The sequence below is a fragment of the Mesorhizobium sp. RCAM 06353 genome, from assembly GCF_059683585.1.
In genome coordinates, this window is record NZ_CM185031.1 from 4,307,955 (window position 1) to 4,327,861 (window position 19,907).

Consider the following 19,907-nt stretch of genomic DNA (forward strand, 5'->3'; position numbering starts at 1 on the left):
CACGGGATGCCAATACACAGGAGGATGGCATGAAGATCGAAGTCGTGGTGGACGTGAAGACGACGCTGGGCGAGGGCCCGCTATGGGACGTCGAGCAGGAGCGCCTGTACTGGATCGACAGTTTCGACGGGCGCGTGTTCCGCGCCACCGCCGACGGGCGCGAAATCCGCTCCTGGGACGTGCCGATGAAGATCGGCTCGATGGCGCTGCGCAAGGATGGCAGCGGCGCGGTCGTCTCGCTGCAGCGCGGCTTCCATCTGCTCGATTTCACCTCTGGCGATGTGACGCTGATCCACGATCCGGAGCCGGACAGGCCGATGAACCGTCTCAATGACGGCAAGGTCGACCGGCGCGGCCGCTTCTTCGCCGGCTCGATGGACACGATGGAGGAGGGGCCTTCCGGCGGGCTCTACCGGCTCGATCCGGATTTCTCGGTCACAAGGATCGATTCCGGCATCATCTGCTCCAACGGTCCGTGCTGGAGCCCCGACGACCGCACCTTCTATTTCGCCGACACCTGGACCGGCGAGATCTGGGCCTATGATTACGACATCGCCACGGGCGCCGCCACCAACCGCCGCACCTTCGTGCGCGTCGACACCAGCAAGGGCGGTGCTGCGGATGGCTCGACCGTCGATGCCGAGGGGTACCTGTGGAATGCGCTGGTCTATGACGGACGCCTCGTGCGCTATGCGCCCGATGGCACTGTCGACCGCATCATCGACATGCCGGTGAAGAAGATCACCAGCGTGATGTTCGGCGGGCCGAAGCTCGACACGCTCTATGTCACCTCGATGGCCAAGCCGCCGCTGCCGCGCTTTCCCGGCGACGGTGTGCTGCGCGGCAGCCTGTTCGCCGTCACTGGCCTCGGCGTGACCGGCGTTCCGGAGCCGCGGTTTGGCGGGTGATCAGTCGCCCATTGGCTGTTCGCTAGCGGCACCATTTCTCGACGGCAATCGCAATCGCCTTTGTGCAATCGACGAGATCGCGCACCGAAACGCGTTCGTTGGGCTGATGCGCCTGCGCCGGGTCGCCCGGGCCGAAGTTGACGGTCGGCGTATTGCCGAGGCCGGTCGGCAAGCCGATGTCGCTGTGCGCGCCGAAACCACTGAGAACGGGTGACAGATTGGCTTCCTCGACCGCCTGCTGAAAGACGCCGACGAACGGATTGCCCGACGGGATCTCGGCGCAGTCGGCATCGAGAATCCATTCGATGCGGGCCGGGTGCTTTCGTAGATAGGGGTCTGCCTGACAGACATTGGCGATGTGCTCTTCGATCTCGCGTTTGACGTTGCCGCCCAGCCTGAACTCGTCATGCTCGCTCGGCAGATATTGCGCGTCGATGATGATTTCGCCACGTCCTGCCATTGAGGAGGGGTGTTCACCGGCATTGATCTGGGTGACGATGATCTGGTTGGGCAGGTCCATCAGCGGATGGTTCTTGCTGGGGTCGAACATCCAGCGCCGGTTGAGAATGTCGATGCCGTCGAGGATTTGCCGGCAAAGCTGGACGGCATCGACTGGGCCGCTGGAATACCAGGCATTCGGCGTCAGCTCGGCATGGCCGCCTATGCCGTCGATGATGATCCTGCCCCACAGGATGCCGTGGCAGAGCGGTGCGATCTTGTTTGCCGTCGGCTCGGTCATGATGCCGGCGTCGGCGTGAAAGCCGCGATCGACCATGGCCAGGGACCCCATGCCGCCGATCTCCTCGTCGACAACGGTGGTGAAGACAATGTCGCCGGACAGGGAAATGTCGAGCTCTTTCAAGATCTCGACGGCCATCAGCATGCAGGCGACGCCGCCTTTCATGTCGACCGTGCCGCGACCGTGCAGAAATCCATCCTTGAGGACGGGCCGGAACGGATCTGTCGTCCAATGGCTGGCAGCGCCTGGCGGGACGACGTCGATATGGCCGGTGAGCATGATCGAGCGCCCGCCGCCCGTACCCTTCAGGACGCCGCCGAGATTGGGCCGGCCATCAAAGGTCCTGCCCTTGTTGGCGCCGGCGCGTCCCTTGTATTTTTCGTAGAGCGCAGGCCCGTCCGGATCCCAGAGATCGGTCGTGAAGCCGAGCGTTTCGATGCGTTTTTGCAGATAGAGCTGGCAATCACGTTCGCCGAGTCCTGCCTCCTTGGGGTTGGATTTCACGATGGAGGGGAAGGCGACGAGATCGCTCAGCGTTGCTACGATGCGGTCGGCGGCTGCCTCGACGCGCGCGGCGATGATCTCTTCTTTGGACGGCATCATGATCTCCAACGTTGGGAAAGTCGGTCGGCGAGAAGGACGAACACCAGAAGGGCGCCGACAATCCCCACCTGCCAAACCGTGTTGATGTTCAATTGCAGAAGGCCGGTCTTCAGCGTGACCAGCAGCAGGACGGCCGCGAACACGCCGCCGACGCCACCACGCCCGCCTGTGATGACGATGCCTCCGAGCATGGCCGCGGTCAGCGATTCGAGTTCGAGGTTCTGGCCGATATTGGGCCTGCCGCTGCCGAGCCAGGCCAGCGAAACCAGACCGGCGGCACCGGCGAGCGCGCCGCTCAAGCAGTAGAGAATGAAACGCACGCGATCGACCGGAATGCCGACCAGTTTGGCCGAGCGTTCATTGAAGCCCATTGCGTAAATCCAGCGCCCCCAGGCCGTCGAGATCAGCACCAGGCCGGCCAGGACGAAGCACGGGATGGCAAGCGTGAGAAATGGCATGGGAATGCCCATGACGACGCCACGGCCCCAGACAAGCAGCCATGAGGGTACGCCAGCCTGTGCCGCGCCGCCGGTGACAGCGAGTGCCGCGCCGGAATAGACGAAGAATGTGCCCAGCGTCGCGATGAAGGGGAGAAGGGCGAGGCCGTTGACCAGCCATCCGTTTAATGCACCGAGCAGGGCGCCTGCCAGGATGCAGACGGCCGGCAGCAGGACAGGCGGCAAGCCCAGCTTGATGCAAAGCATGGCAAGGATGGCCGAGAGCGAGACCGCACCGCCGACCGACAGGTCGATGCCGGCGCCGCCGGCCAGGATGACCAGCGCCTGGCCGAGGCCGACCAACGCCAGGATCGTCGAGAACTGAAGGATGGTGGTGACGGTGCCGAGATTGAAGACCGCAGGCCTGAGCGCCAGCAGGCCGACAATCACGATCAGCCAAAGCGCGCAGAGCAGAGCCAAGGTGAGGGCTGGGCCCTGCAGGTTGCGGAGCGCTTTCATGCGCGGGCCCGCTGTATCAGGCCAAGCGGCAATTGGTTGGAGACGGCCTCGAAACCAAGCACGCCGATGATGAGAACCCCGGTGACGACGGGCTGCCAGAGCGAGGGGACGCCGATCAGCAGCAATCCGTTCTGGAGAATGCGCAGGAGAAGCACTCCGAGAACGGTGCCGATCAGGCTGCATTTGCCGCCCAGTATGCTGGTGCCGCCGAGAATGACCGCGGCAATGGCATCGAGCGCCAGCGTGCTGCCGATCGTCATTTCGACATTGCGGTAGGTGGCGACATAGAAAGTGGCGGCAATGCCGGTCAGAAAGCCGCTGATGAGGAAGGTCGTGAAGCGGGTCTTGATGACCGGTATGCCGGACAGCCGCGCCTTTTCCTCCGAATTGCCGATCGCCTGCAAATGCAGCCCATAGGGCGTTCGCCGCAACGCCAGCCAGACGATGAGATAGGCAATGGCGATCACCAGCGCAGGAATGGGGACGCCGAGCACGGTCATTGCAAGAACATTGGTGAGGCTCGAGGGCAGGCCGGAAAGCCATTGCCCGCCGAGCAGGACGAAGACGGCGGTGCGGTAGACGCCGAGCAGGCCCAGAGTTCCGACGATGGCCGGAACGCGGCCCAGCACGACGATGGTGGCCGTCACGCATCCCAGCAAGGCCCCGACGAGCGGGCCGACAATGATCGCCAGCGCCGGATTGCCATCGGCACCGAGCACGCGGCCGATAGCGATGGCCGCGAGCCCCATGACGATGCCGATGGATACATCGATGCCGCCCATGGCCAGGAGCAAGGTCATGCCTAGGCCGATCAGCAGCAGTTCGACGCTGTTGCGCAGGACCGTCGCCGCATTGCCTGAGGTGGCGTAGTGGGGCGATGCGACAGAAAAGACGACGATCGCCAGCAAACAGGCGACAAGCAGAGACCACTCTCGTCCGTTCATTGAGAAGACACCGTTTGCAGACTGTCGCACCGCGCTCATGTCAGGCTCAGAAGTTGAACTTGTCGACATTGTCCTTGGTGAAGACAGCCGGCGGCCCGAGCAGCAGAATGCCCTTGGCGGCATCGTAGGTGACGGGCTTCTCCAGGCCGGCGATCTTGTTCTCCGCCTCGAAGGCCTTGCCGTCGATCAGCTGCTTGCCGGCCCAGACCGTGAGGTAGCCGAGCTGCTCGGGATCCCACAGCACGGTGAAGCCGAAAGCGCCGCTCTTCAGGTAGGAGCGCGCCGTGTTCGGGCTGCAGTAGCCGGCGCCGATGACGGAGCCGATCTTGCCGGCGGTTTCGATGGCCTGGGCAACGCCGGGGCAGGTGGAGGACGCGACGGCGATGATGGCCTTGATGTCGGGATTGGCGGCCATGAGATCGCCTGATATTTGCGCGGCGCGCTCGGCGGTGCCACCGGCGAATTGCGGCGCGAGCAGCTTCAGCTTCGGGTATTTGGCGGTGGCTTCCTTCTGCATGAAGCCGATCCAGGCGTTGAGATTGGACGCTGTCGCCTCGCCGGAGACGATGCCGATCGTCGCGTCCTCGCCGACACGCTTGACGAGTTCGTCGACGATCGTCGTGCCGAGGCCTTCGTCGGTCGCTTGCGCCACATAGACAGCGCGGCCGCTGTCAGGGGCATCGCTGTCGCTGGTGAACAGTTTGATGCCCTTCGCCTTGGCGCTCTCGACCACGGGGGCGATGCTGGAGGCATCAAGCACGCTGACCGAGACCGCCTCGACGCCCTGGTCGATCAGGTTCTGGACAATCTGCAGCTGGTCGACCGGATTGGTGTCGACGGGGCCGGAATAGATGAAATCGACGCCGAGATCCTTGGCGGCGCGATTGCCACCGGCTTCCATGGCGTTGAAATAGGGGATGCCGATCAGCTGAGGGACGAAGGCGACCTTGTGTTTGTCGGCGGCGTGCGCTGCCGTGGCAATGACGAGTGACAATGCGGAGGCTGCGAGCACTTTCTTGAACTGTGAAAGCATTGTGGTTTGATCCTCTCTGGAAATGACGTGCGTTTCAGTTTGTTTTTTCGAGCGCCCGCACGTCGGGATGAGCGCCTGTTATGAGCGAAACGACTTCCTCGTGATTGGTTTCGGTCGCCAGCCGTTCGGCCACCTTGCGGCCGCGCCGGAACACGACGATGCGGTCAGCAACCTCGAAGACTTCGGAAATGTTGTGGCTGATGAGGACGACGGCGCAGCCACGCGCGGCAAGCCGCCGCGTCAGCGCCAGGACCTTGCGGGTCTCGGCGACGGCAAGCGCCGCCGTCGGCTCGTCCATGATGACCAGCTTGGCATTCAGATTGAGCGCCCGGCAGATGGCGACGGCTTGACGTTGGCCGCCGGAAAGGCTGCCAACGGGCGCTTCCGGATCGGAAATATGGGCATCGAGCTCCTTCAGCAAGCCGTCGACGCGCTGGCGCATTTCCTGGCGCTTCAGAAACGGAATGCCCAAAATGGAGCGTTTCAATTCGCGGCCGAGAAAGACGTTTTCGGCAATCGACAGGTTCTCCGAAAGCGCCAGTTCCTGGAAGATCGTCGCGATCCCCGACGCCGCCGCATCCTTGGGCGAATGAAAGGAGACCGGATTGCCCTCGATAATGAGTTCTCCCTCACTCGGCGCATGGGCGCCGGCCAGGATCTTGATGAAGGTCGATTTGCCCGCGCCATTGTCGCCAAGCAGCGCCAGCACCTCGCCGGAGCGGATTTCCAGGTCAACGTTTGAAAGCGCCGTCAGCGCGCCGAAGCGCTTGGCGATGTTCCTGGCGACAAGAAAGGGTTCTGTCATGACGGGCTCCCCGGCGGTCGATCGGGCTAAGTGGCTAAACGGTCTTGCTCACCCAGCGCAGCACGTTGGTCCACAGGCTGGTATAGCCGGGCCATTCGACGAAACTGTTGGGCAGCCAGTGCGGGCCGATATCCGACGTCCAGACCAGGGTGCGACCCTCGCCATGGCGTCCGGTGACCAGCAGCGGGTGACCGCCCTGGTCCTGCGGCAGCCGTGCCAGAACCTCGACATCGTCCCGGTCGCGGGCAACGACTTCGTTGGCGCCGAGAAGAATGGGCCATTCCCCGTCTATGCCGGCAAAGAGCGGATGATCCCTGGGCCCGGTGATCTCGGGCCGAAAGCCCTCAGGGATCTCAAGCCGGTCGTCATTGGGAAGGCAGGTTACCGGCAACGCATCCTCGACCGCGGTGCGATGCCAGCGCGCCTTGCCGTCGATGCCCTGGAAGGAGAAGTAGCCGCCGATCATGATCAGGCCGCCGCCGGCCAGCGTCCAGTCGCGCAGCAACTTGAGCCGGTTGGGCACCGTCTTGCCGTGCAGCCAGACATCGGGATGCAGCAGGAGCGAGTTCGCGCCGATATCGGACAGGATGATCGCCTTGTATTGCGACAGGCCCTCCATGGAGAAAGGCAGCTTTTCGACAGCCTCATGGGCCGGCATGTATTCGAGATCGAATTCGCTGTCCTTCAAGGCGTTGACGAGCGGCGTTGCGCCGAGATGGAAGGTGACGCTGCCGAACTGATCGAAGCCCTTGTAGTGGGTCGCCGAACTCATCCAGCTCTCGCCGACCAGAAGGACTTTTGCTTTCGCCATGATCATATTCTCCTGATTTTCGCCCGATGGGCCGATGTCTGGAAATCGATAAGTCTTTGATTTAACTGGCCATCACAGTGTCGTTTGCCAAGGCGGTGGCCTTCAGGGTCGCAAAATCCGCAATGTAGCCCTGCGCGCCTTCGACGGTGGTCGTCAGGCTCGCGCCGATGGCGGCATAGCGGGCGGCGGCATCCAGCGACGCGCCATGCAGCCACAGGCTGAGGAAGATGCCGGCAAAGCTGTCGCCGGCGCCGGTGGCGTCGACGCGGTTGACCGGCAGCGCCGGCACCTCGATCTGTGGGCCGCCGCCAGCCGGGAAGACGACCGCGCCAAACTCGCCAAGGGTGAGCACGACCGACCCGCGCGGCTTGATGCGCGACAGCATCAGCCGCACCTCTTCGATCATGCTCGCCATGCCGGTGCGAAAGCCGAAAATTTCCCGCATCATCACGTCGTTGATGAAGGTCAGGTCGATCTGCCTGACCATCTGCGTGAAAGCTTCCGGCGTGCGCGCGCTTTTGGGCAGGCCGGCCGAATGCAGGCTCACCTTCCAACCGGCCTGATGAAAGCGCTCTATCGAGGCGATCATCGTCTCATAGTGAAAGCCCTCGATATGAAGGCAGGCCGGGCGCTGCTCGGGCTGGATGTCCAGATTGGCGGTCAGGTCGACCTCACCCAGTTCGAATGGTTCGCTGATGATGGTGCGGCTGCCATTTCGCTCGATGATGACGATCGCCTGCGAAAGTCGGTTGTTGGGCGTGCTGCGGATGGGGAGGGCGTGGACACCCAGTTTGGCGAGCTCGCCCAGCGCCCAGTCGCTCTCTGCGTCCCTGCCGACCGCCGTCGCCAGTTCCACGTCAAGGGCGTAGGGCGCTCCGACGCCGGCCGCGGCAACCGCGAGATTGGCCGCCGGTCCGCCCAGCGCCTTTTCGATGTGGCTGGCGGTGATGCGGTCGTCGCGATGCGGCAACACGTCGACGCGGCACAGGAAGTCTACGCTGACGCGGCCGGCGACCAGCAGCCTTGGCAGGTGATCGAGGTTTTTGGGCCTGCGCGGCGCGCGGCCGGGCAGCGAACGGGCGAATGAACTCGGCCGGTACATCAGCGCGGCAACCGCCTTCTCGATGCGGTCGCGCGTGTCGTCCCTGAGGCCGGCAGTGCCATTGATGAAGTTCGATACCGTGCCGATGGAGACACCGGCGGTTCGTGCGACATCCGCTATGGTAGGGCGCTTGCGTTGCAATTGCCTGGTTCCAATTGAAGCGTTTCAAACGGTAGCAGCGAAGATGCGACGCCTCAATGGAATGATCTTCCAAAAAGTTGGTAGCGTTGGTCTGGATTTGGAAACCAAAACCATGATGTGGCCGAAACCCGAATTCGCGTTACCAAATTTGAACGATTTTCAATTTTCGGCAAAAAGATTGTGCATTCGCATTTTCTGCACTTTGTTTGGCCGGCCGGCCTGATCGGTGCTCGGCGCAGCTGCCATTTCGTCGGCCGCGAGCGGCTGACAGAAACCGAGACGCGGCGCGTTTTTGCGGGCAAGGCGCCTTGTTTGGTTTCGACGCCCGAGACTGAAGTTTGAGGGCGTTGCCACATTCAAATCCGGTTGGTACGTAGCAAATTCCAGTTGCTGCAATTGCCGTAGAGTTTCTTGTTTCCAACGGATCGGCTTCTCATGACACTCCTGATGAAGGTTTGCCGTCTGGCGTCGGCCCATGACGGGTCCAGTGTCGATAAAATGACGCCGGAAAACGGTCTGGCGATTCACAACAGACGTGAGATCGGAATTTCGTGATGACCGAGACCTCTACCGGTTCAGGTGCTGAACCAGCGTCGCCGCGCCGTCATCTCCTGATTGCTGGAACAGGCCGGGCTGGGACAAGCTTTCTCGTCAAGTATCTGACTGCCCTTGGTCTGGACACCAGCTTCGGTCGTTACGGTGAAGAGGGAGCTGGCTGGTCTTCTTCCGCCAATGCCGGTTTGGAACAAATGCTTCTGGTCCAGCCGGACCAGGATCTGCCCTATGTCCTCAAGTCACCGTGGGCCGGGGAATATATTGAGGAGATTCTGGGCAGCAACCGATTTGCGATCGATGCGCTGGTGGTTCCTATTCGGGATCTTGTCGAGGCCGCTACCAGCCGCGCCGTGGCGGAGTATCGATCGATCCATCAGACCCAGCCGTGGGTCGCGGAGAAGCTGGATCGAACCTGGGAGGTAGCCGGGGTGACCCCCGGCGGGCTCGTTTTTTCACTCAATCCGCTCGATCAGGCCAGGCTGCTGGCGGTCAGCTTCCACAGGTTGGTTCATCGTGCCGCCGAGGCCCAAATCCCTATGGTTTTTCCAGTCTTCCCACGGATGGTTGAAGACTGGGAATATCTCTACCTCACGCTGAAACCCATCCTGCCCATAGACGTATCTGCGCAAACCGCTCGGGAGGCACATGCCAGCGTTGCTTCGCTTGCCAAGGTCAGGATCGGCGACGAGGTTGCAACACAAAAAGGGCTATCGGCAGCGGATACAGTGATCCCCCAACCGCAAATCCGATACCCGAGCGCTGTGGAGGTAGACAATATTGCGTTACGCCGCGAGCTCCGCAGCGTTCGAGATGAAAAGCTAGCCGCAGATGCGGCGCTCGAGCGCGCCAGGATCAACCAGGAAAAGCTGGCCGCGGATGCAGCAATCCAGAAGGCCGGGATCAACGAGGAAAAGCTCGCCGCAGGTGCAGCGCTCGATCGGGCCAGGGTCAGTCAGGAAGAGCTGAGCGCTGCCTTAGCGGCGCATGCCGAAGAGCGGGCCAGACTCGACGCTGAAATTGACCGCCTTCGTCGCCAAGTAATTGCGATGAGCTTGCGTCGACGCCTGAGGCGGCTGGTCGGGCTGAAGTGATACGAGGCTAGATCAGCAACAGCCCCTTCATGCTGGAATGGCTTTCCGGCCGACGATGATGTCGTGCGCGCCGATCTCCATTTCGTGCCGGGCAGGGCCGAAAGCGCTGGAGATCGCAACAGGCCGGCTTTCTTCGATGGTCAAGAAATAGCAAAGCCGTCGGGTGGTGCCCGGCGGCTTTTCTTCGATCGGCTGCTGCCGTTTAGTCGACGCTTAAGGCGTCGTCTCCGCTTCGATCTTGGTAGCCATCTGGTCGATCTTGCCGGCAAGGACGCCCTGCGCCCAGGCCGTGACCTCGGGATCGACCGGCTTGTTGGCCATGTCCGCCAGCGCTGCGTCGAGTGATGCCGGATCGGTGCCTGCGGTGGCCGCGGTAGCCGCTGCCGCCGCCTCGTCGGCCGCTGCGTTATCGGCGTCGACAACAGCCTGCTGAGTAGTGATCTGGTCTTGCACAGCCTGGATCTGTTCAGGCGTAGCGGTCGCATCCGCCTGCAGCGCGGTGAGCTGCGCATTCAGGGCATCCAACTGGGTTTGGGCGGCCGCCGCTGCGGCGGCTGCCTCGTCTGCCGCAGCCTGGGCGACCTTGGCTTTCGCCGACTGCGTCACAAATGCCTGGACGGCAGCGAACTTCTTGCTCTTCGAGTTCATGTAGGCGTTGATGTTGCGCTGTAGCGAGTTCAGCCGACCAAGCTTGGCGTGGATGTTCTTTTCCTTGGGTACAGACGAGACCTCAGTTGTGTCGACCGTGGTCTCGGTTGTTGTGTCCGGCTCAGCCTTGGCCACCTGTCCCGGAGCCGACGCAGATTTACCATGCGAAGCGTCGCTTTTGCCATGCGAGGCGCCAGCATTGCCGTTGCCATTGCCGCCGCCGTTGCCATTACCGCCGCCGTTGCCGCCGCCGTTGCCGCCGCTGTTACCGCCGCCATTGCCACCGCCGCCCCCGTGCCCGTTGCCGCCGGCTCCGGCGAGCGCCGGGGACGCCAGAAGCGCAAATGCGGCAAGCGCCGCGAACAGAGTTTTTCGGTTTGTCATGGGTAAATCTCCTCGGGGAATCGCCATCCGCCCGACAGCTAAGGAAGCGTCGTATGAGGAATTGCTAACGGTACAGAGTAAACTTTAGACAAATGCGGTCTCAATACGCGATGTGGAAACCAGAGGCCGCCATAAGCTTTTGTTATTTCACAAAAATTATTGCCATGAAGCTGCTGCGGTACTGAAGTCCCATGTAGACCGGACTATGGTCCTAGTTGCCAATCCGCGGCACGGCAAGGGCCACGCGGGAGCGCCTGGTTTCGTCCCGGCGAAGACGACTTCGACGGCATGCGGGTCGCTGCCTAGATAAGCAACAAACCCTTCATGCTGGAATGGCCTTTGCGGCCGATGATGATGTGGTCGTGCACGGAAATGCCCAGCCGCTTGGCCGCGTCGATGATCTCTTTCGTCATCTCGATATCGGCGCGCGACGGCGTCGGGTCGCCCGATGGATGGTTGTGGATCACCCGTCGCAACTCAGTATCTAATTGATATTACATGATAAAAATACGAGACGGACGTTACTGAGGGCGGGTTCTGGGGTGCGTATGTGAACTTTATTCGACCGGGTTCACGCTTGCTCATGTTCCTTCCCGTTGAGTCGATTTGTCGCACGGCACCTAACGGTTTGCTGACTTGCCCATTCGTTGAGGTCGGCCACGGGATAGACAATCGACTTTCCAATCTTCACGAAAGCTGGCCCGACGCGCAATGCTCGCCAGTTGGCCAATGTCCCGGTCGAGATTGCGCCGCGAAAACGTTCGGTCACTTCCTCCGGCGTCAGATACAGTGGTTCCATCATCTTGCACCTCAAACCAAGTCTCAGTCGGGATGATCGGGTCCGCCAATAGTGAAGACGGAGACGACCTCCCTGCGCTTGGGGTCGACAAGGCGATCTTCATTGAGAACATCTGTCGATACCGGCGCGTCACGCACCTCTAAGGGGATTTCACTCAAGACTGAAAGCGGGTTCTGACCACGGTAGGACCATCTCGGGCTGCCGGCTAGAAAAAGGCCGGAGGGAAGGCGCGACCATAAGTCGGATCCGCCCGGGGCAGGGGATGCAACCAGCGGGGGCCCTTCGAAGGCAGAGGTCAAAGGTTCGAATATCCTGCCGGCGCCAAACGACCCACCATTAAGAATAAGTGTGCGAACACCCATGCGGGGGCCGCATTGGGGGCACATAACTGACCTTGTCAATTTGCCGCTCTTCCGCTGCCGGCGGACCGAAGCCGACATGGAGAGAACGTCCGGTCGCCCTCGCGCTTGAGCACGCAAACGAAAGACCTGACCAGGATTGGCGTTCCTCGCTGTGACGCTACTCGCAGGTGCAACGAAGGCTTGCTTGTAAAAGTGGTCCATGGTGCGCGGCCGTTCCCAAAGTGGCTTGATGCACGATACGAGAAGACTCGGTACGGCACACAATGCCGACAAGCGCTGTCGCAGGAATAGGTGGGGCGGTGCAGAAAAAGGCTGGTGGTTCGCCTTTGAAGTCCGGCGTCGTGGGAACCACCGCAAAGCGCGGTCAGGTCTCAATCAGGCGTTCCACAGCCCTCAACAATTCCATAATTTGCATACGTTTGCGAGGGCGCAATTGTTCCAGCCGAGCGGCCAAAGAGCCAACAATGTCGCTCGGGCTAACAGCAGATCCAGCGCTTGTGGCTTCAAGCCAAGCTGATAGCTTGCGTTCCGTCTTTGGTGCCAATATCACGCGCCTAGACAATACCTTACTGATATGTGGTTGAGACAAATCACAAGCCACTGCGAGCTCGGACTGTGTAGTATTGAGCTGCGCCATCTGTCGCAGAACGTTGGCAATCAGTTGGCTTCCAGCCATTGACCTGACCTTCGATGCAATGCATAAAGTTGATGCATTGCATAAGGATTGCGCTAGTGCAACAGGTCATCGCAGAGATCGGGGGACGCTTCGAACGTCTCAGCCTCCCGGATGCGGGCGCAGCAGTTTGGCCTGGGTTGCGCTGGGGCCACTTCAACGAACCGCTGACGCCCGCCTTCTGGGCTAGTCAAGCTTGGATGGCGAAGCCCACACGCGACGAGCACTATCGGTTGGGCCGGACCTTGATTGAGGAGGTCATCTATTGCCTTCTTGGCGGTCACGGCGCGCCGGCCGAAGTCGGTCTAGCGGCCTCCAGGCGGGTATGCGACGCACTGCGCAATTCTGGCAGTCTAAAACCTTCGCGGATCGAATTGGAGCGTCTGCTTCGCCAGCCGCTGTTGGTACGCGGCCGATCGGTCAGATATCGCTTTGCTGCCCAGCGGGCGCACTATCTCGCGGGAACGCTCGACCGACTAGCCGAGGTCGAGACTGAGAACCTTGGCGATGTCGATCTGCGCGATGTGCTGTGCGGCATGCCTGGAATCGGCCCCAAGACGGCGTCGTGGATCGTGCGCAATCGCCGCGCCAGTGATCATGTAGCGATCCTTGATGTTCATATCGTCCGCGCCTGTTCGGCGATCGGTGTTTTCCCGGAGAGGGCTCAACCCGCTCGGCGTTACAGCGACCTAGAGCGCCGTTTCCTGGCATTCTGCGAAGCGACGCAGTCACCCGCTTCGGCGATGGATGCGGTGATGTGGTCGACGATGCGGAGTCTGAGTAGGGTTCTATTGCAACAACTCGTTGACCGCGCGCGCCGATTCGCGCAGCTTGACGAAATAGAACAAAGGGGGAATCGGCCATGTCTGGATCAAACGACAGCCGCGACGATGGGCCTGGCAGCGGTGGCGCGCCGGTAGGGGGCTCAGACCCGTGTCAAAAGAAGCGACGCGGTCCGATCAACAGCCCTAAGGCAGTTGTTCTTTCGAAGTTGGTTGTCGGCGCCATTCTCAAAGTCGATATCCAGATGTCGGGTGCAACTCCCATCCTCGCAGTCTTTGACAGCTCGGGTGCCTTGGCCGGATCCCTGACTTTCATCGGTTATCTGGAAGTCATCGACTGCATTCAGAATCGCGGCGTTACCTACGAGGCGACGATTATCAACATTACGGGCGGGGTCTACGAGGTGAGCGTAGAGCCAAAGTGACAGCGCGCTTCATTATCGTTGGAGGGATCTACCAGGAACGCTGTATCCAACCGCTTTGGAACGCGGTCTATGGGTCGGCGGGCAGGGCCGCTCATTGTGTCACTTCGCTCGTCAACGAACCGGTGCAACTGCATGCCTACGTGGCAGGCGCAGTGAAGGACGAAACGGCCTATCTTGCGGCAGACTGCGGCGCTCTTCTGGTGCCGACACCCGCCGATCATGCAGTCAGTTTTGACTATTTGCATCCTCTATCGACGCCGATCATTCGACCCGCTCCAGCGCGCATGACTCGCCATGCGTCCATACATGTCTCCGGGGACATCGTTTTGCGCTACGGCATGCTGGAAGGCGATGCCGTGGTCGATGCGCAAACGGCAATCTACGACCCGCAATCTGCGTTTGGTGCTCCCCGGTTCTCGGCCAACGGCTCGCGGGCTGATCGCCTTGCGGTTGTGATGAATCGGATGGAGGCGCAATCAATGACGGGTCTGAGCGACCCCGTGGCTGCCGCGGCGGCTTTGTTAGACGCAGGTGAGGCGCAGGTCGTGATTGTCAAAATGGGCGGCAGGGGCGCGCTTGTCGCGACGCCGGGCAAATTGAACCAAGTACCGTTTTATCGAACTGAGAGGGTCTGGAAGCTTGGTTCGGGCGACGTGTTTTCGGCGGTTTTTGCAGCTTTGTGGGGCGGCCTGGCCATTGACGCGCTTGAAGCAGCCGACCTCGCGTCCAGAGCAACTGCCGCCTACTGCGAAACACGGGCGCTACCTACCCCCGCGCTTGAAGCACTGCGCGCTATGCCGAATGATCCTGTGCGGGGTGGCGAGGGCTTGATCTATTTGGCCGGCCCCTTCTTCGACATTGCTCAGCGATGGCTGATCGAGGAAGCTCGCGGACTGTTGCTGTCCCTCGGCGCGAAAGTGTTCTCGCCGGTGCATGAGGTTGGTCCCGGACCCGCCAACATCGTCGCGCCCGAAGATATTGCGGGTCTCGAGGCCTGTGATGCGGTGTTGGCGATCGCCAACGGTCTCGACACCGGCACTATTTTCGAGATCGGCTACGCTGTGAAACTGGGAATTCCTGTGGTGGTCCTCGCGCAAAATATCAAGGGTGAGGATTTGAAGATGATTGAGGGAAGCGGTTGCGAAATCATCGATGACTTCGCCTCCGCCCTTTACCGGGTCATAGGGAGATTGCCCGTCCGATGAACGCACTTCTGCTGTCTGGGGGCATGGACTCAACTTGTATCGCGTGGTGGAAGCGCCCGGATGTCGCGATCTTCGTGGACTATGGTCAGAAGCCAGCGGAGGCCGAAGAGGCGGCCGGGCGTGCGGTCTGCGAGGCTATCGACCTTCGCTTCGAAATGGTGCGTGCCGATTGTTCGGCGCTGGGGTCGGGAGACATGGCCGGGTCGCCGGGTCTAGACATTGCGCCGGTGCCGGAATGGTGGCCGTTCCGAAATCAGTTGATCCTAACGATTGCGGGGGCTGTCGCCCTAAGATTAGGCGCCAAGCGCTTGATGATTGGTACGCTCAGCACGGACAGGGTGCATGCCGACGGACGAAGCGAGTTTGTGACAGGGATTTCCGATCTGATGGCGACGCAAGAGGGCGGGCTAACCGTCGGTGCCCCGGCCATTGGCTTGACCGCGGTTGAACTGGTCGAGGCGTCCGGAATCTCCCAAGACATCCTCGGCTGGGCGCACTCTTGCCACACAAGCAATGTGGCGTGCGGGCAGTGTCGCGGGTGTCGCAAACACTATGCGACGTGGAAAGCGCTTGGCTGGGCCCCACATTAACGAGCCGCAACCGCGGCGATCGACGTGCGACTGGTCCCCATTTGAACCGGCCGTTGTCGCGGTTCACGACTTCGCCCGACCGACCGCCAAATCGGACGTGCCATTCGCTGAGGTGCTGGAAGCACGCCGGTCAAGTCTCGGCGGTCGCGTCACGTGGCTGCAAATCGCTGATCTCCTATGGTTTGCCGCCGGTGTCCGAGGCTATCAACCGGCCGGTCGCGCCGGCCTGCCCATCCAGTGGTCGGCCACGCCTAGTGCAGGCGGGCTGGGTTGTGTGCGCGTTGTTTGCTTGTCCGACGATGGCTCACGGCCTCGCCTCTACGATCCGTTCGGGCATCGCCTGCTCGAACTCAACGTCGAGGCAGAATTCGTCGTCAGAGCCAATCGAGAAGCGGTCAAAGCTGTCGTCAGGCCCGTCGCCGGTTGTACGCTCCGTCTCATCGCAGATTGGGCAAAGCTTTCGGCTGCCTATGCTGACGCGGAGAGCCTCATGTTCCGGGATGCGGGAGCGGTCATGGCGACGCTTGCACTTTGCGCCACCTGGAAGGGCATGACCGCCTGTCCCCTCGGCTTTCTGGGGAATGATCTCGTATCGAGTCTTGGATTTCCTGCCGACCGGTTCAGAGGAGTTGGGGCGATCCAGATCGGAGCTGCGCCTGAAGAATCTGAGCGCCCTACACCATAGCTGTGACAATGAGTAAGCGGCTGCCGCTAGTACCCCGAACCGGGATCGATGCCCAGAAGGTGGCATGCGCCCACGAAGGTGGTCTCGATTGGCTACCCGCGCCTGACGAACCGCCCGAGGTTGGACGCTCCCACAGCCTGCCTTCACTAAGCCCTAGGCTTGCGTTTGACAGGAGCCTTTTTGGCCGGGGTTAGCTGCGGTTTGCGTCCGAGCCCTGCCGCCTTCGCAAGCGTCGATCTTTGAGCCGCGTAATTCGGCGCAACCATCGGGTAATCCGGCTTCAATCCCCACTTCTCGCGGTATTCATCCGGAGTGAGCCCGTAGTGCACCGCGAGATGCCGTTTCAGCGATTTGAATTTCTTCCCGTCTTCCAGGCAGATGATATAGTCCGGCGTTACCGACCTTTTCGGATTGATGGCCGGCTCCTGTTTCGGTTGCGGGGCCTCACTCGGCTGGCCAAGGCCTGACAGCGACCAATGGATCGACGCGATGAGGTCTGGCAACCCAGCGACGGGCAATGGATTTTGGCTGACATAGGCAGAGACAATGTCTGCCGTCAGCCCGACCAGATTGGCCGTTTGGGCTTCGTTTTGATCGCTCAAGTAGTCGCTCCTGGTATGGGGTCAAAGCTCGCTTCACATATCTGTCGTATATCGCAATTTCGAGCAATGCCGAGATGAATACCACCAAGCCTCTCGAGTTCTTCGTTCATGACTGGAGGTAGCGAAAGCGAATCCAACCGCCCATCGGCAGGAAGCAGCACAGTTCTAGCGTAGCAGTACTAGGAAGCCTGCCGCCTACTAAGAGTGCCGGGGACGGGACCGATTCCCGCGGTCGGCAGCCACCGGTTCACCGTGTTTGCAGTCCGGGAACTGATTACATCCACGAAATGCGGCTCCGTTCTTATTGCGCCGCTCAACCAATTGGCCGACGAGGCAAGCTGGGCACTGGCTTAAGGCGGTGCCCTCGATCGTCTCGAAGCGAACTTCGTCGCTGGCGATCTCGCAAAGCTCACGGATATAGCGAGATGGCTGACGGCGATTGGTGATCATGTAGACGCCTCGGCTGGCACGCGTCAGCGCCACGTAGAAAAGGCGTCGCTCTTCCGCGTAGGCGAAGGTCTCGGGGCGGGGGATGACTAGATTGAGCAGCTCATCGTCCTCGATGCGGCTTGGTACGCCATAGTTGCCCTCGCTCACATCGAGCAGCACTGTGTAGTCGGCCTCGAGCCCTTTGGCCCGGTGAAACGACAGCCCAGATACTTCGATATTGGCAAAGGAAGGTGGTTTTCCTTCGAAGGGATCCAGGGTGTTATAGCGCCACAGCACAAGAACCTTGAGCTTGTCGCGTGCTTCGTTGCGCCACAGTGTGGCGATGCCGCCCAGAGCGGTGTCAAGCCGTTCGAGCAGGCGCTGACAAGCCACCGCGAAGTCCAGCTTGCCGCGGTCACCATCGATGGGAATAACACGGATCGACCGCGAGATAGCCGGTCGTGTCGAGCGGACCGACTTCTTGATCTGATCGGGATTGCGCTGGACGAACTTTGCGGCCGTTTCGGCAATGAGCTGGTTGCAGCGATAAGTCTGCTCGAGGCGCCCCTGCCAGCTGATGCCGAAATTCGCTTCGAACTGGGTGAAGATGGAGATGTCCGATCCGGCAAAACGATAGATCGACTGCCAGTCGTCTCCGACCGCGAACACCTTGCTGAACGCTTTCTGTTGTTTAAGGGCCTTGATGAGATTGGCGCGCGGCTCGGAAATGTCCTGAAACTCGTCCACGAGGATCAGGGCATAGGGGCTTCGATATCGGCCGGTCTCGACTAGCCGAACCGCATCCGCGATCATCGAATCGAAGTCGATCCGTCTGGTTTCCTCAAGCTTTCGGGAATATTCCCCCGCGATCATCCAAACCACGCGGGCGTATAGCTTCGCACGCTCCTTGTCGTGCAGGCTCTTGGCACGCTCGAGCAGCATGTCGAGGGTGAGATGGCTGGCGCGTATATGCTTCAGGCAGGTGGATATCAGCTGGTGGTAGTGCTTGATCACCACAGGGTCGAGCGCCTTGGTGATTTCGGCGTAGCTCTTGCGCTCGAAAGGCATGGAGCGCTGCGCCAGTTCTGATTCAAGCGTATTAAGCAGCGTCTCGTTACTGGCCTGGGCTGAAGTCGTCTCGAAGAAATCGATCTCCTTGCGGCGATATGCCTGCCGTTTCTTCTCGGCGTGCTGGGCATAGTCCGCAAAGGGCGACGTTCCGTCGGCGTTGAGCGCGAAATGCTCATGCACCGTATCGGTCTGCGGATAATAGAAATCGGGATGCAGATGGCGGACCGCGCCGTCATCTTCCTCTACCGCGATCTGCCGTTCATATTCGAAGCTGACGGAATGCAGCCAAAGCCAGTTGGCGATCTTCTGCTCCTGCAGCGACTTTACGATCACGCCTGGCAGGGAGCCGATAGTGGCCTTCCCCTTCCTGAGGCTATCCGAAACATAGCGGCGGTAGTCGGCCTGGGCGTCAAAAACCTCAACCGGGATGTCGGCCTTGGGGTGCACGACGAGAAGATCGCTCCACAGTCGGGCGAATTCTGGATCACTCTCGACGAGGCTCTGGATGATTGCCTCAATGACCTTCGTTTCCCCACCAGGATGATCCACCCAGTTGGCAAGCTGGGGCGGCCGACCTTCGACCGCCTCGATGATTCCGCGCCCAAGCGCATGAAACGTGGTGACGCGGCACTCCAACGCGTTTTCGGCGACCTGTAGCTGGCTTGCGATCCTCGTCTTGAGTTCATCGGCTGCGCTCTTGTTGAAGGCCAGAAGCAGGATTTCGTCAGGCCGATAGAGCTGCTTCTCCAGAACGTAGGCGACCTTGCCGACCATCGTGGCGGATTTGCCGGACCCTGCCGAGGCGACGAGCAGGTTATTGTCCTCGAGGCGGATGCAGGCCTCGCGCTGCTGGTCGGAAAACGAACGCCTGTCGAGATCGTCGAAGAATGTCTGGAACTTTAGCAACTCCGACCTGACGAACGCTTCATTGTAGGCGAGCCGAACGCTTGGGTCGGTTATCATGGCAAAGGAGGCCGGGAGGGATGCATTGAGCCCCGCAGGCATCAAGTTTGGGTCGAGAAGCGGGTGAGAGAGGGCAGCTGCCGCGGCGCCAGGAACGCTGGCAATGGCTCTGCCGAGATCGGCCTGGGCAAGATACTGTCCATTGCCTTCGGTAATCCTCCGAAGTCGGTCGTCGACATCAAGCAAGTGCTCTCTCTCGTTGTCGATCAGACCAAAGAGATGAGTGTTGATGAAGGCGTGAAGGTCTGCGGCCAGTTGTGCGGCCGCGTCTCCCGATAGCGCCGACAGCGTGTCTGTTCTGCCACGAGCGCGTATCTCGACTGTATGCCACAAGAGAGCCTTGCTGGTCGAAATCGATACGACGTCAAGGCAGCTAAACTCGACTTCGCTATCCTGAGCTAGCCGGAAATGTCCCGATAGCTTCGGGTCTAGGGTCAGCTTCCATTTTCCCGCCGGAAACAACCGCGCAAAGAAGCCAGGGCGGTAGGTGCGCGAGCGGCCAGATAGCAATTTGGTCAAGGCCACATTCGATACGCTCGGTAAAGAGATCCCGACGCCCGAACTATCACAGAGAGATTGAGATGTTCCAAATCACCGTGGA

General features: G+C 60.9%; 19 protein-coding genes and 1 pseudogene. 7 read left to right on the forward strand and 13 right to left on the reverse strand.

Going from position 1 to position 19,907, the window contains the following annotated elements:
* Positions 1-29 precede the first annotated feature (29 nt).
* Positions 30-908, forward strand: a complete 879-nt coding sequence (locus tag AC56QX_RS20795) for an SMP-30/gluconolactonase/LRE family protein (RefSeq protein ID WP_497110297.1) — start codon at positions 30-32, stop codon at positions 906-908.
* A gap of 22 nt (positions 909-930) precedes the next feature.
* On the opposite strand, the gene AC56QX_RS20800 is transcribed toward AC56QX_RS20795, so the two are convergent.
* The 8 genes from AC56QX_RS20800 to AC56QX_RS20835 form a co-directional block, all read right to left on the reverse strand.
* The gene (locus tag AC56QX_RS20800; RefSeq protein ID WP_497110299.1) at positions 931-2,247 is read right to left on the reverse strand and encodes a M20 family metallopeptidase; all 1,317 of its coding nucleotides are present in this window, start codon (positions 2,245-2,247) and stop codon (positions 931-933) included.
* On the reverse strand, positions 2,247-3,206 hold the full coding sequence (locus tag AC56QX_RS20805; protein ID WP_497110301.1) for an ABC transporter permease: 960 nt from the start codon (positions 3,204-3,206) through the stop codon (positions 2,247-2,249). The genes AC56QX_RS20800 and AC56QX_RS20805 overlap by 1 nt, the downstream gene beginning before the upstream one ends.
* Positions 3,203-4,150: an ABC transporter permease gene (locus AC56QX_RS20810; RefSeq protein WP_497110302.1), complete on the reverse strand. Its 948-nt coding sequence runs from the start codon at positions 4,148-4,150 to the stop codon at positions 3,203-3,205. The genes AC56QX_RS20805 and AC56QX_RS20810 overlap by 4 nt, the downstream gene beginning before the upstream one ends.
* A gap of 46 nt (positions 4,151-4,196) precedes the next feature.
* A complete protein-coding gene (locus AC56QX_RS20815; RefSeq protein ID WP_497110303.1) occupies positions 4,197-5,183 on the reverse strand; it encodes an autoinducer 2 ABC transporter substrate-binding protein in 987 nt (328 codons plus the stop codon).
* A gap of 34 nt (positions 5,184-5,217) precedes the next feature.
* A complete protein-coding gene (locus AC56QX_RS20820) occupies positions 5,218-5,988 on the reverse strand; it encodes an ATP-binding cassette domain-containing protein (protein WP_497110304.1) in 771 nt (256 codons plus the stop codon).
* A gap of 34 nt (positions 5,989-6,022) precedes the next feature.
* Complete coding sequence (locus tag AC56QX_RS20825; RefSeq protein WP_497110306.1) at positions 6,023-6,799, reverse strand: glutamine amidotransferase; 777 nt, start codon at positions 6,797-6,799, stop codon at positions 6,023-6,025.
* Between the two features lie 61 nt (positions 6,800-6,860).
* Positions 6,861-8,042, reverse strand: a complete 1,182-nt coding sequence (locus tag AC56QX_RS20830) for a carbohydrate kinase family protein (protein WP_497110307.1) — start codon at positions 8,040-8,042, stop codon at positions 6,861-6,863.
* Positions 8,043-8,201: 159 nt separating this feature from the next.
* On the reverse strand, positions 8,202-8,519 hold the full coding sequence (locus tag AC56QX_RS20835; protein ID WP_497110308.1) for a hypothetical protein: 318 nt from the start codon (positions 8,517-8,519) through the stop codon (positions 8,202-8,204).
* A 77-nt stretch (positions 8,520-8,596) separates the two neighbouring features.
* Here AC56QX_RS20835 and AC56QX_RS20840 point away from each other — a divergent pair, with 77 nt between their 5' ends.
* Positions 8,597-9,688 carry a hypothetical protein gene (locus AC56QX_RS20840; protein WP_497110309.1) on the forward strand — a complete coding sequence of 364 codons (1,092 nt, stop codon included), beginning with the start codon at positions 8,597-8,599 and terminating at the stop codon, positions 9,686-9,688.
* A 213-nt stretch (positions 9,689-9,901) separates the two neighbouring features.
* Here AC56QX_RS20840 and AC56QX_RS20845 read toward each other — a convergent pair whose 3' ends face one another.
* From AC56QX_RS20845 to AC56QX_RS20855, 3 genes and pseudogenes are all read right to left on the reverse strand, one after another.
* On the reverse strand, positions 9,902-10,720 hold the full coding sequence (locus AC56QX_RS20845; protein ID WP_497117832.1) for a hypothetical protein: 819 nt from the start codon (positions 10,718-10,720) through the stop codon (positions 9,902-9,904).
* Between the two features lie 302 nt (positions 10,721-11,022).
* Positions 11,023-11,187, reverse strand: a pseudogene (locus AC56QX_RS20850) (JAB domain-containing protein); the annotation flags it as partial.
* Positions 11,188-11,291: 104 nt separating this feature from the next.
* On the reverse strand, positions 11,292-11,522 hold the full coding sequence (locus AC56QX_RS20855) for a helix-turn-helix domain-containing protein (protein ID WP_497110310.1): 231 nt from the start codon (positions 11,520-11,522) through the stop codon (positions 11,292-11,294).
* A gap of 1,091 nt (positions 11,523-12,613) precedes the next feature.
* Here AC56QX_RS20855 and AC56QX_RS20860 point away from each other — a divergent pair.
* The 5 genes from AC56QX_RS20860 to AC56QX_RS20880 all read left to right on the forward strand — a co-directional run bounded on the left by AC56QX_RS20860 (position 12,614) and on the right by AC56QX_RS20880 (position 16,241).
* Entirely contained in the window at positions 12,614-13,474 is an 861-nt protein-coding gene (locus AC56QX_RS20860) for an 8-oxoguanine DNA glycosylase (RefSeq protein ID WP_497110311.1), read from the forward strand.
* On the forward strand, positions 13,417-13,761 hold the full coding sequence (locus AC56QX_RS20865; protein ID WP_497110312.1) for a hypothetical protein: 345 nt from the start codon (positions 13,417-13,419) through the stop codon (positions 13,759-13,761). The genes AC56QX_RS20860 and AC56QX_RS20865 overlap by 58 nt, the downstream gene beginning before the upstream one ends.
* Entirely contained in the window at positions 13,758-14,966 is a 1,209-nt protein-coding gene (locus tag AC56QX_RS20870) for a nucleoside 2-deoxyribosyltransferase (RefSeq protein WP_497110313.1), read from the forward strand. Before AC56QX_RS20865 ends, AC56QX_RS20870 begins: the two co-directional genes overlap by 4 nt.
* Positions 14,963-15,556, forward strand: a complete 594-nt coding sequence (locus AC56QX_RS20875; RefSeq protein WP_497110314.1) for a 7-cyano-7-deazaguanine synthase — start codon at positions 14,963-14,965, stop codon at positions 15,554-15,556. The genes AC56QX_RS20870 and AC56QX_RS20875 overlap by 4 nt, the downstream gene beginning before the upstream one ends.
* A gap of 112 nt (positions 15,557-15,668) precedes the next feature.
* Positions 15,669-16,241: a nitroreductase family protein gene (locus tag AC56QX_RS20880; RefSeq protein WP_497110315.1), complete on the forward strand. Its 573-nt coding sequence runs from the start codon at positions 15,669-15,671 to the stop codon at positions 16,239-16,241.
* Positions 16,242-16,387: 146 nt separating this feature from the next.
* On the opposite strand, the gene AC56QX_RS20885 is transcribed toward AC56QX_RS20880, so the two are convergent.
* Both AC56QX_RS20885 and AC56QX_RS20890 read right to left on the reverse strand, forming a co-directional pair.
* Positions 16,388-16,843 carry a Ros/MucR family transcriptional regulator gene (locus AC56QX_RS20885; RefSeq protein WP_497110317.1) on the reverse strand — a complete coding sequence of 152 codons (456 nt, stop codon included), beginning with the start codon at positions 16,841-16,843 and terminating at the stop codon, positions 16,388-16,390.
* 198 nt (positions 16,844-17,041) lie between these two features.
* The gene (locus tag AC56QX_RS20890; RefSeq protein WP_497110319.1) at positions 17,042-19,825 is read right to left on the reverse strand and encodes a UvrD-helicase domain-containing protein; all 2,784 of its coding nucleotides are present in this window, start codon (positions 19,823-19,825) and stop codon (positions 17,042-17,044) included.
* Between the last annotated feature and the right edge of the window lie 82 nt (positions 19,826-19,907).

Coding starts and splice junctions, on each gene's coding strand:
- AC56QX_RS20825 (WP_497110306.1), bottom strand. CDS start 6,799: ATGGCGAAAGCAAAAGTCCTTCTGGTCGGCGAGAGCTGGATGAGTTCG.
- AC56QX_RS20840 (WP_497110309.1), top strand. CDS start 8,597: ATGACCGAGACCTCTACCGGTTCAGGTGCTGAACCAGCGTCGCCGCGC.
- AC56QX_RS20835 (WP_497110308.1), bottom strand. CDS start 8,519: ATGGGCCGACGCCAGACGGCAAACCTTCATCAGGAGTGTCATGAGAAG.
- AC56QX_RS20810 (WP_497110302.1), bottom strand. CDS start 4,150: ATGAACGGACGAGAGTGGTCTCTGCTTGTCGCCTGTTTGCTGGCGATC.
- AC56QX_RS20815 (WP_497110303.1), bottom strand. CDS start 5,183: ATGCTTTCACAGTTCAAGAAAGTGCTCGCAGCCTCCGCATTGTCACTC.
- AC56QX_RS20865 (WP_497110312.1), top strand. CDS start 13,417: ATGTCTGGATCAAACGACAGCCGCGACGATGGGCCTGGCAGCGGTGGC.
- AC56QX_RS20800 (WP_497110299.1), bottom strand. CDS start 2,247: ATGCCGTCCAAAGAAGAGATCATCGCCGCGCGCGTCGAGGCAGCCGCC.
- AC56QX_RS20875 (WP_497110314.1), top strand. CDS start 14,963: ATGAACGCACTTCTGCTGTCTGGGGGCATGGACTCAACTTGTATCGCG.
- AC56QX_RS20855 (WP_497110310.1), bottom strand. CDS start 11,522: ATGATGGAACCACTGTATCTGACGCCGGAGGAAGTGACCGAACGTTTT.
- AC56QX_RS20845 (WP_497117832.1), bottom strand. CDS start 10,720: ATGACAAACCGAAAAACTCTGTTCGCGGCGCTTGCCGCATTTGCGCTT.
- AC56QX_RS20805 (WP_497110301.1), bottom strand. CDS start 3,206: ATGAAAGCGCTCCGCAACCTGCAGGGCCCAGCCCTCACCTTGGCTCTG.
- AC56QX_RS20820 (WP_497110304.1), bottom strand. CDS start 5,988: ATGACAGAACCCTTTCTTGTCGCCAGGAACATCGCCAAGCGCTTCGGC.
- AC56QX_RS20795 (WP_497110297.1), top strand. CDS start 30: ATGAAGATCGAAGTCGTGGTGGACGTGAAGACGACGCTGGGCGAGGGC.